9 protein-coding genes are annotated in these 10,836 nt (G+C 52.9%); 8 read left to right on the top strand and 1 reads right to left on the bottom strand.

Features of this window, described 5'->3' with window-relative positions; genetic code table 11:
- The coding region (gene ruvC / locus Q1K23_RS04400; RefSeq protein WP_300362766.1) for a crossover junction endodeoxyribonuclease RuvC at positions 1-411 on the bottom strand (411 nt) is incomplete at its 3' end.
- A 120-nt stretch (positions 412-531) separates the two neighbouring features.
- Here ruvC and dnaA point away from each other — a divergent pair.
- From dnaA to Q1K23_RS04360, 8 genes are all read left to right on the top strand, one after another.
- Positions 532-1,866 carry a chromosomal replication initiator protein DnaA gene (dnaA, locus tag Q1K23_RS04395; RefSeq protein ID WP_300362765.1) on the top strand — a complete coding sequence of 445 codons (1,335 nt, stop codon included), beginning with the start codon at positions 532-534 and terminating at the stop codon, positions 1,864-1,866.
- Between the two features lie 205 nt (positions 1,867-2,071).
- On the top strand, positions 2,072-3,139 hold the full coding sequence (gene dnaN, locus Q1K23_RS04390; RefSeq protein WP_300362764.1) for a DNA polymerase III subunit beta: 1,068 nt from the start codon (positions 2,072-2,074) through the stop codon (positions 3,137-3,139).
- Between the two features lie 38 nt (positions 3,140-3,177).
- A complete protein-coding gene (gene gyrB / locus Q1K23_RS04385) occupies positions 3,178-5,496 on the top strand; it encodes a DNA topoisomerase (ATP-hydrolyzing) subunit B (protein ID WP_300362762.1) in 2,319 nt (772 codons plus the stop codon).
- A gap of 3 nt (positions 5,497-5,499) precedes the next feature.
- A complete protein-coding gene (locus Q1K23_RS04380; protein WP_300362771.1) occupies positions 5,500-6,942 on the top strand; it encodes a GGDEF domain-containing protein in 1,443 nt (480 codons plus the stop codon).
- Positions 6,939-7,328, top strand: coding sequence for a preQ(1) synthase (gene queF, locus Q1K23_RS04375; RefSeq protein ID WP_300362761.1), 390 nt, complete (start codon positions 6,939-6,941; stop codon positions 7,326-7,328). Before Q1K23_RS04380 ends, queF begins: the two co-directional genes overlap by 4 nt.
- A 1-nt stretch (position 7,329) precedes the next feature.
- Positions 7,330-7,959 carry a hypothetical protein gene (locus Q1K23_RS04370; protein WP_300362760.1) on the top strand — a complete coding sequence of 210 codons (630 nt, stop codon included), beginning with the start codon at positions 7,330-7,332 and terminating at the stop codon, positions 7,957-7,959.
- A 17-nt stretch (positions 7,960-7,976) separates the two neighbouring features.
- A complete protein-coding gene (locus Q1K23_RS04365) occupies positions 7,977-10,355 on the top strand; it encodes an HD domain-containing phosphohydrolase (protein WP_300362758.1) in 2,379 nt (792 codons plus the stop codon).
- A gap of 29 nt (positions 10,356-10,384) precedes the next feature.
- On the top strand, positions 10,385-10,836 hold a 452-nt coding region (locus Q1K23_RS04360; protein WP_300362756.1), incomplete at its 3' end, for an LEA type 2 family protein.

Genomic DNA, 10,836 nt, shown 5'->3' with positions numbered 1-10,836 from the left:
CGGCTTGATCTCCTTTTGGATTTTCAGGATCCGCTTGACCATGAACGCCACCTGCTCCTTGGCCGCCTTTCCGTTTCCCGTCAGAGCCTTTTTGACCTGCAGGGGCGTGTATTCGGCGAAATTGCCGTGCTCCTGGAGGATCTTCAGGCTCAAAGCCCCACGAAACTGCGCCAGTTTCAGAACCGTTTTCGGGTTGAAAGCGAAAAAGATATCTTCGATCGCCACCTCGTCGACGGGGTTTGATCTGAGTATCAGATCGAGACCTTCGACCAGTTCGACGATCTGATGCTGCAGCTCCTTTTCCCTGATCTTTATCAGTCCCGCTTCCACCAGCCTCAGGTTTCGACCCTCTTTTTCCACGATGGCGTACCCGCAATTTCTGCTGCCGGGATCTATTCCCAAAATCTGCACCCATTCACCCTTTTTTCACATTGTGAATAATCCGCTTTTCACAATTTTCTAACCTCATTTTAACGTAATTGGGATAAAATGTCCCGAGTTATTCACATACTTTATTCACAGGTTGAAACGATGCTCGCTCAGCAGATTCTCAAACTCCTCAAACAGGAGATTCCCGAAATCGAATACGAACGCTACGTCAAACAGCTTCGCTACGACGAAGAGGCTTCGAGATCCGATATCGCGGTGTTTCACGCGCCCAATCCACTCATATCCAGATGGGTCAAAACCCGCTACGGCGAGAAACTCTCCCATCTTTTCGAACTCAAAACGGGGATCAAGCCCCAGATCGTGATCGAAGTCAGAAACGACCGGAAAAAGAGACCTAAATCCAAGGGGGGTGAATTTTCCGAAACCGCCGCCACAAAGCCCGCAACCAAGAGCACGATACTCAACCCCTCCTACACCTTCGACAGCTTCGTCGTGGGCAGTTCGAACCAGTTCGCCTACACCGCCGCGCTGCGTGTGGCTGAAAAACCGGGAGAGCAGTACAATCCTCTCTTCATCTACGGCGGGGCCGGTCTGGGAAAAACCCACCTGCTTCATGCCATCGGCAACTACAACCAGGATCGCGGCCGCCAGGTGATCTTCACCTCTCTCGAACAGTTCATGAACCAGTTCACCCACCATCTGCGCAACCACACGATGGACCGTTTCCGGGACAAGTTCCGCAGCTGCGACATCCTGCTGCTCGACGACATCCAATTCCTAAGCCGCAAGGAGGAGACCCAAAAAGAGCTCTTCCACACCTTCAACGAGCTCCACGGCGCCGGCAAACAGATCGTCATGACCTCCGACCAGCACCCCAAAAAGATCGCCGGCCTCGAAGAGAGGCTCCGCAGCCGCTTCGAATGGGGACTCATCGTCGACATCCAGCCGCCCGAACTGGAGACCAAAATCGCCATCATCAAGAAAAAGTGCGAACTCAACGGCATCCAGCTCGACAACGACATCGTCAACTACATCGCCGCGCACATGGGCAACAATATCCGGGAGATAGAGGGAATCATCATCCAGCTCAACGCCTTTGCGAACATGATGAACCAGTCCATCACCCTCGATTTCGCCAAGAACGTCGTCAAAAACCAGCTCAAGGAACGGAGCGAAAACATCACGATCGACGACATCGTCAAAGTGGTTTCCAAAGAGCTCAACGTCAAACCCAGCGAAATCAAAAGCAAGAGCCGCGCCAGAAAGATCGTCGAAGCCCGGCGCATCGTCATCTATCTGGCACGCTCTCTCACACCCAACTCGATGCCGAGCCTCGCCCAGTATTTCGGCATGAAAGACCACACGGCCGTCAGCCACGCGATGAAAAAGATCAACGAGCTGCTGGACAAAGACGAAACCTTCAAAGCCAAAATCGAGGAACTCAGCCACAAAATCACCGCCATCACCGTCGAATAGTCTCCGAAAGCCCCATAGACAGACGGATTCTATTCAATTTGGCGGAAAAAAAAGATATAATAAATACCAGTGAAAAAAGGTGAAGAAAGCATCCCGCCCGCTTCGATTTCCAAATCCCGAAATTCCGCGGTGCATCCACGCTTTTCACATAAACACGCCATACGACTACTGCTACTGAAAAATTAAAAAAAGACAAGGAGTTCCGATGAGACTTGCTGTAGCCAAAAGCACACTGGAATCGCTGTTGATCAACCTTCAGCCCTTTCTCGAAAAGAAGGATACGTCACAGATCACCTCCCACGTCCTGTTGATCGCATCCGACAATCTGCTTACCGCCAAGGCTACAGACCAGGAGATCGGACTGAAGATCGAAACCGAACATGTCGGTATCCAGCTCGACGGCAAAGCGACGGCCAACGGCAAGAAACTGCTCGACATCGTCCGGATTCTCAAAGAGGGCGACATCATTTTGGAGACGATCGAAGACACTCTCCACATCAAGCAGGAGAATTCAAAATTCAAACTGCCGATGTTCAACGCCGAAGAGTTTCCCGCTTTTCCCCAGGTCGATTCGCTTCCCTCCATCAAACTCGATTCGATGCAGCTTATCCAGATGTTCAAGAAAGTCTCGCCCGCCATCGACACCAACAACCCCAAGTACGAACTCAACGGTGCTCTTTTGAACATCAAGGAGAACGAGATCGACGTCGTCGGTACCGATACACGCCGCCTGGCCATCGGAAAGATCCCCAACGAAAGCGACACGACCCTCTCGATGATCATCCCCAAAAAGGCGATTCTCGAGATCCAGAAACTCTTTTTCGACCAGATCGACATCCACTACGACGAAACCAACCTGATCATCACGGCACCGGGGTACTACTTTTTCACCCGTCTCATCAACGGCAAATATCCCGACTACGAACGGATCATCCCCAAAAGCGTCAAATACTCCCTGACCCTGCCAAAAGGGAAGATCATCGAGGCGATCAAACAGATCACGACGATCTCCCAGGAGATCAAACTCACATTCGAACCCAACTCGATCATCTTCAAGAGTCTGGGGGACGAAAACTCCGAAGCGGTGACCGAAATCGACGTGGATACGGGATTCGAAGAGAAGTTCGTCCTCGCGGTCAACAGCCGCTATCTGCTCGATTTTCTCAGCCATATCGACACCGAGAATTTCACGATGGGTCTGAACGAGCCCAACCTCCCGTTCATCGTTCAAAGCAACAACTTCTCTACGGTGATCATGCCGATCATCATCTGAGAGTACAAACGAAGACATTTTCGAAGGATTGAAAGCATATGAGTAACCAGAATTACGGTGCAAGCAACATCAAAGTCCTCAAAGGACTCGAAGCGGTCCGAAAGCGACCGGGTATGTATATCGGAGACACGTCGGTCAAGGGTCTCCACCACCTGATCTACGAAGTGGTCGACAACGCCATCGACGAAGCGATGGCCGGCTACTGCGACAAGATCAAGATCACCCTCAAAAAAGACGGCAGTGCCGTCATCAGCGACAACGGCCGGGGTATTCCCACCGACATGCACCCGACCGAAAAGATGTCGGCGGCGACCGTCGTCCTGACGGTACTGCACGCCGGCGGAAAGTTCGACAAGGATACCTACAAGGTCTCCGGCGGTCTCCACGGCGTCGGCGTCTCCGTCGTCAACGCCCTGAGCGAAAAACTCCACATGACGATCTACCGCGACGGCAAGATCCACGAACAGGATTTCGAAAAGGGGATTCCCGTCAACGAACTGACCGTCACCGGCACGACACGCAAAACCGGTACCACGATCCAGTTCTGGCCCGACGCGACCATTTTCGAAACGGTCGATTTCCAGTTCGATATCCTCTCCAAGCGTTTCAAAGAGCTCGCCTACCTCAATCCCCGCATCTCCATCACGTTCGAAGACGAGCGTATCGGAAAGAAGGAGGTCTACCACTTCGAAGGCGGTCTCAACCAGTTCGTCCAGGATATGGCCAAAAAAGAGCCGATCTGTTCGGTTATCAGCTACAGCGAAAAAGCGGACGACATCGAAGTGGATATCGCATTCGAGTACACGACGGCCTACGACGAGAAGCTGCTCAGTTTCGTCAACAACATCCGGACCCCCGACGGCGGTACCCACGAGAGCGGTTTCAGGGCAGGACTGACCCGTGCCGTGAGCCGATATCTGCAGGAGAACGCCAGCGCCAGGGAAAAGGATGTGAAGATCAGCGGCGACGACGTGCGCGAAGGTCTGGTGGCCGTCGTCAGTGTCCGGGTCCCCGAGCCGCAGTTCGAAGGCCAGACCAAGGGAAAACTGGGAAGCAGCTACGTCAAACCGCTGGTGCAGAAGCTGACCTACGAAAGACTGATGAAGTATTTCGAGGAGAACCCCAACGACGCCAAGGCGATCATGCAGAAAGCCCTGCTGGCGGCCAAAGGGCGGGAAGCGGCCAAGAAAGCGCGCGAACTGACACGCCGAAAAGACGCCATGACCGTCGGAACGCTGCCGGGCAAGCTGGCCGACTGCCAGAGCAAGGACGCGACGATCAGCGAACTCTATCTGGTCGAGGGCGACTCGGCGGGCGGTTCGGCCAAGCAGGGGCGCGACCGGGTCTTCCAGGCGATTTTGCCGCTCAAAGGAAAGATCCTCAACGTCGAGAAGGCGCGTCTGGACAAGATCCTCAAATCCGACGAGATCAAGAACATGATCACGGCGCTCGGATGCGGCATCGGGGAGGAGTTCAATCCCGACAAGCTCCGCTACCACAAGATCATCATCATGACCGACGCCGACGTCGACGGAAGCCATATCCAGACGCTGCTGCTGACCTTCTTCTTCCGCTTCCTGCGGCCGGTCATCGAGGAGGGGTATCTCTACATCGCCCAGCCGCCTCTGTACCGCTACAAGAAGGGCAAACAGGAGATCTATCTCAAAGACGACAAGGCGATGAGCGAATTTCTGATCGAGCGGGGGATCGACGCCCTGGATGTGACGGGTATGGGCCAGAAGGATCTGACGGAACTCTTCAAACTGGTCGCCTTCTACCGCATGACCCTCAAAGAGCTCGACAAACGTTTCAGCCTGGTCGAAGTGGTCCGCTACCTGATCGAGCATCCCGATCTGCTGGCTCTCGATACGCCGGCGCTCTACGAGGAGATCAAACTCTATCTCGACTCTCTGGGATACAATATCCTCAACAAACATGTCGACGACGAGACGATCCATCTCTATGTCCAGACCGACGAGGGGCTCGAGGAGATCATCATCGACGACGAACTCTTCACCAACCCCTTCTACAACGAAGCCCGCTACATCTTCGACAAGATAAGCGAGAGGGATCTGGAGATTTTCGAAGGCAAGGATCTGCTCCAGATGCTCGACGAGATCGAGAAGAGCGCCAAGAAAGGCGCCTACATCCAGCGCTACAAAGGTCTGGGTGAAATGAACCCGGAGCAGCTCTGGGAGACGACGATGAACCCGGAAAACCGAAGACTCCTGAAAGTGACCATCGAAGACGGCGAAGCCGCCAGCGACGTCTTCACGCTTTTCATGGGCGACGAGGTCGAACCGCGCCGCCGGTACATCGAGGAGCACGCCAAGGATGTCAAGCATCTGGATGTGTGAGTGATGCTCTTCTCCGAAAAGCAGGAGCGCTCCAGACGCTTCCGCCTGGCACTGAGGATGGGGATCCCCATCCTCATGCTGATCGGAGTCGCCATCTTCTATTTTTTCCGTCAGGAAAGATTCGAAATCAACGAAATCGATATCGCCATATTCGTCGGTATTCTCTTCATCTCCATCTATTTTCTCTTTTTCCTGATCAATCTGGGACAGTCCGAAACCTATGTCGACAGAATGACGGGCGCATTCAACCGCGAATATCTTCTGGATGCACTGAAAAGGGAAATGAAAAAGGAGAAGGATTACTCCATCATCCTCCTGCGTCTTGACAATCTTCCCTTCATCAGCGATCACTACGGTATCGACAGAGGAGACAGACTGCTCAGGATCTTCGTCGACATTCTCGACAAATTTTTAAAGCTCAACGATATCAAAGAGCCGTTGATCGGACGGTATCACGGCGGCGATTTCATCGTCGGCCTGCCTCTGAATGTCGAGGAGAGTCTGAAACTGATGGAGGATTTCACCTCCACCTACAAAGAGATCAACAACCTGGCCGTCGAGTTCAAATACGCCGCCGTACCCAAAGAGACCGCTTCGGATCTGAACACCCTGATCACCTACCTCTACGATACGATTTCCCAGCAGAAAAGCGGCGTTTCTAAAAAAGAAAAACCCGAAAAGAAGCTCGACATCAACCTTCTCGAAGAGGAGATCGTCGAGGCGGTCAGGCACGGATCGCTTCTTCTGCATTATATCCCGACACTCAACGCGAAAAAAGACCGTATCGATCTTTTCGAGGTCGGTGTACGCCTGAAAACGAAGAGCAACGGCATACTCCCTCCCAAAAAGTTCATTCCCGCCGTCAACCGCCTGGGTCTCGAGAAAGAGTTCGATGCCGCGCTCTTCGAGGCGATCTGCGAGGATGCGGCCAAGGTGGATCCAGATATCCGGTTCAGTTTCAACATCTCTCCCTTTTCGCTCCGCAACGACTCTTTCGTCGAGACGATCAAATCGATCGCTTCCAAAGCGGGCGTGGAGTACGATCGCATCATCATCGAACTCTTTGAAAACCGCGCTTTCAGGGATGTCAAACGCTACAAAGTGATTCTCGAGGAGCTCAGGGAACTTGGTATCAGATTCGCCCTGGACAATTTCGGGGCTCCCAACGCCAGTTTCGAATATATCAAAAAGCTGCCGGTCGACATGGTACAGTTTGACAGGGATTTCACGATTTCTTATAATAACCCGAAAATCGCCGCACTGCTGAAGGGGTATATCCAGGCGTGCCGGAGCATGGGTGTCAAAACCCTCGTCAAATGGGTCGACACGGAAGAGGCGCTGGAGCGCTTCAGACAGCTGGGGATCGACTATATCCAGGGGTTCATCGTTTCGAACCGCCCCCTGGACAGCGAACATCTGATCAAAAAATATGGAGTGAAGCAATGAGATACGGTGAAGAGATCGTCGAAAATTTCGATGTGGACAAAGATCTGGAGATATGGCCCAACAAATTTCAAAAAAACTATAAAATCAAGATCACCCTGCCGGAATTCAGCTGTCTGTGTCCTAGAAGCGGCTATCCCGACTACGCGACGTTCGTGCTGGAGTATACGCCCGATCTGTGGGTCGTCGAGCTCAAGGCGATCAAACTCTACATCAACAGCTTCCGCAACCGCCACATCAGCCACGAAGAGAGCGCCAACGAAGTTTTCGACGTGCTCTATCAGAAGCTGCGTCCCAAATGGATGAAACTGACGGCCGACTTCAACCCCCGGGGCAATGTCCACACCGTCATCGAAATCGACAGCGACCGTTTCGAAAAAGAGGTCTAAGATGCGAAAGTTCCGTCCGATCGCGGCGATACTGGCATGGACACTTCTTTTTGCCGGATGTCAGCAGAGTACGGATCAGCGAAAGGAGCGCCCCCGTCTTCTGGGAGAGGAGAAGCAGACGGTAGGCACGTACGCCCAGACGATTCTTGAAAACTCCACCCAGCCCAAGACAGAAGATGCGAAGATCCGCAGACTGGAACTCAAAACCCGGGAGAAGATCGAACGGATCCGGGCGGAGAAGGAGCTCGAAATCGCCCGGATGAAAGCCGAAAGCGAACACTCGAAGCTTCTGACCCAAAAGGAGTTGACACTCAAAAAGATACAGGCGCAGCTCGAAGAGATTCTCGGTGACCGTAAAATGGTGGGGTGGGTCATCTTTCTCTCCGCTCTCTTTCTCTTTCTGCTTCTTTGGGTCGTCGTCAAGCTTTTCAGAGAGTATCAGAGCCACAGACGCCGTCTGGAAGAGGAGCGGATGAAACACGAGAAGGAGCTTCAGGAGAAGGAGCTGCAAACCCGCCTGGCCGAAAAGATGTTCGAAGCACTCGGGAGCGGCAATCTTACCGAAGAGCAGCAGAACAGGCTGCTGGAGTCCCTCGCCAACCCCAACAGACAGATACCTTTGAAAAAGTAGGGACCGATCGGAGGGAGATGTTCGACAAAATCACGATACGCACCAACATTCTCACCAACATTCTTGTCGTCGTGGCGATTGTCGCCGGATCGCTTCTTGGACTGCAATATCACTTTTCGAAAAAGATGGCTTTGGAAGCGACGGAGAAGAACTTCCATGCCGCCGCAGAGAAGATCACACTTCACCTCAAAGACCGTGACCGGCTCGCCGGATCGATTCTTCTGGAAGTCGCATACGACAGAAGTTTTGTACGTCTCTCCACACCTTTCCCCCATGAAACGATCAGAAGATTCACCTACACGATGGAGCATCAGCCAAAGATCTACGCCATCAATCTGGGAAATCCCTATGGCGATCTTTTCGAAGTGATCAATATGGCGAGTCAGTCCGATCTTCATAAAATCTACCATGCGCCGCCGCGTACACGATGGATCGCCGTACATGTTTACGACACGCCAGAGGGAAGAGTGAAGCGTTTCGATTTTCTCGACAGCGATCTCAAAAGGGTTTTCAGTCGCAGCGAGCCGACCGATTTCGATGTGACGACCCGTCCCTGGTATCTCGAAGCGCTGAAAAACGACGGTGTCTATCGGACCGCCCCCTATCTTTTCGAAAACCTCAAGAGAAAAGGGGTAACCTATGCCAAAACCATAGGAAATACCCATACCGTGCTGGCCTTCGATCTGACACTCTCCGAACTGACCGAAATCTTGAAAGCGCAGCGCTTCTCTCCCAAAGCCCAAATCTACATGTTCGACCGGAACGGTTCGATCATCGCAGCCACCACCGCCAGACCCGAGATCGATCCGGCCATGATGGAGGCGGTAAAAGATGGTCGTATCGGCAGAGTCTTCATGAGAGAAAGAGACGGTGTGGGACGCTTCACGATGGTGACCCGGCTCACCGAAGAAGCAGGCACCAAGACCTATCTGGGATTCACCGTCCCTGTCGATACGATGCTCTCCCCCTATCTTCACAACATCTATATCGCTTTCGGGGCAGCGCTTCTGGCACTGCTGCTTTCGATTCCTCTGATACTTTTTGCGACCTCAAGGATCGTCAGACCCATCAAAGCGCTGATGAAAGAGAACGAGAAGATCCGACAAAGGCACTTCGATGAGGTACGGCCCGTAAAAACCAACATCATCGAATTGATCCAGCTCTCCGAATCCCTGGTTTCGATGTCCAGAAGCATCGAGGCGTACGAACGCTCGCTCAAGGAGATGATGGAGTCTTTCATCAAACTGATCGCCGACGCCATCGATGCCAAATCCCCCTATACGGGCGGACACTGTAAACGGGTGCCCGTCATCGCCCAGATGCTGGCAAAAGCCGCGAACGCCTCGGAAGAGGGGGAGTTTAAAACGTTCCGTTTCGAAAGCGACGAGGAGATGAAAGCCTTCGAACTGGGTGCCTGGCTGCACGACTGCGGGAAAATTACGACCCCCGAATTCGTAGTCGACAAAGCGACCAAACTCGAAACCATCTACAACCGCATCCACGAAATCCGCACCCGCTTCGAAGTGATCTGGCGCGATATTGAGATCGAATATTACGAGCGGCTGTTGCAGGGCGAAGAGAAAGAGCGGCTGAAGAGGTGGAAAGAGGAGGAGCATCGGAAACTTCTCGAAGATTTCCATTTCATCGCTCGGTGCAACCTCGGCGGCGAATTTATGGGTGAAGAAGATAAAAAGCGGATCGAAACGATCGCCGAAAGAAAATGGGTGCGCCATTTCGACGACAGGCTGGGCCTTTCCGACGAGGAGTTGCAGAGATATAAAAACAGCGAAAAGAGACCGTTACCCGCGGAAGAGCCTCTTCTGGCAGACCGCCCCGAGCATATCGTCGAAAGGGTCGGATTCGATGAGGAAGCCTATCGGGAAAAAGGGTTCAAACTGGAGGTGCCTGAACATCTCTACAACTTCGGAGAGATCTATAACCTCTGCATCGAGAAAGGGACCTTGAGCGAAGAGGAGCGGTTCAAGATCGAAGAGCACGTGATGATGACGATCCGGATGCTTGAACAGCTCCCCTATCCGCCCGGTATGGAAAAGATCCCCGAATATGCCGGTACCCATCACGAAACGATGGACGGGACGGGGTACCCCAGAAAACTCACCAGAGAAAAGCTCTCGATCCCTGCACGGATCATGGCGATCGCCGACATTTTCGAGGCGCTCACCGCATCCGACCGACCCTACAAAAAGATGAAAACCCTCTCCGAATCGCTGCAGATCATGGTCTATATGGTCAAAGAGGGGCACCTGGATGCGGAGCTCTTCGCTCTCTTCCTGAGAACGGGTATCTACAGAACCTATGCCGAAAAATACCTCAGGCCGGAGCAGATCGACGAGGTGGATGTCGACAGACTCCTGAAAGAATCCACGAATTCGTGATAGAATGGAAAAAAACAAAGGATGGGGTCATGATCCGAAATATTCTGCTGGCTGCGGTGATGCTGCTTTTGCTGGGCGGCTGCAGCGGCCTCAACACGAAAAAGCCGGAACTCTCCGTCGGTATCAACAGCTTCAGGATGCTGCCCGGCGATGGGATGGTGCCGAAATTCGAGATAGGCCTGCACATCGTCAACACGAGCCCCGTCGATGTGGATATCAGAGGTATCGTCTACAAAATCTATCTGCAGGACAGAAAGATCGTCACGGGTGCCGCCCACGACATGCCCAAAATCGCCGCCTACAGCGAAACCGACGTCAAAGTGACCGGCTCGCCCGACATTTTCGAGACGATCGGATTTTTCAAAGACCTGATGACGGAACGCAAAGAGGCGATCGACTACCTCGTCGACGTTTCGATCGACGCGGGAAGTTTCATTCCGACGATCCATACGAAAAAAGAGGGGAAACTCTCCCTTTCGGA

The sequence above is a fragment of the Hydrogenimonas sp. genome (assembly GCF_029933015.1).
In the GTDB taxonomy this organism is placed as follows: domain Bacteria; phylum Campylobacterota; class Campylobacteria; order Campylobacterales; family Hydrogenimonadaceae; genus Hydrogenimonas.
The sequence above is the reverse complement of the archived record's forward strand: the minus strand, read 5'-3'. Positions and strand labels throughout refer to the sequence as shown.

Bases quoted from the DNA above. Each gene is read 5' to 3' on its own strand.
- dnaA (WP_300362765.1), top strand. From the start codon at position 532: ATGCTCGCTCAGCAGATTCTCAAACTCCTCAAACAGGAGATTCCCGAA.
- dnaN (WP_300362764.1), top strand. From the start codon at position 2,072: ATGAGACTTGCTGTAGCCAAAAGCACACTGGAATCGCTGTTGATCAAC.
- gyrB (WP_300362762.1), top strand. From the start codon at position 3,178: ATGAGTAACCAGAATTACGGTGCAAGCAACATCAAAGTCCTCAAAGGA.
- Q1K23_RS04380 (WP_300362771.1), top strand. From the start codon at position 5,500: ATGCTCTTCTCCGAAAAGCAGGAGCGCTCCAGACGCTTCCGCCTGGCA.
- queF (WP_300362761.1), top strand. From the start codon at position 6,939: ATGAGATACGGTGAAGAGATCGTCGAAAATTTCGATGTGGACAAAGAT.
- Q1K23_RS04370 (WP_300362760.1), top strand. From the start codon at position 7,330: ATGCGAAAGTTCCGTCCGATCGCGGCGATACTGGCATGGACACTTCTT.
- Q1K23_RS04365 (WP_300362758.1), top strand. From the start codon at position 7,977: ATGTTCGACAAAATCACGATACGCACCAACATTCTCACCAACATTCTT.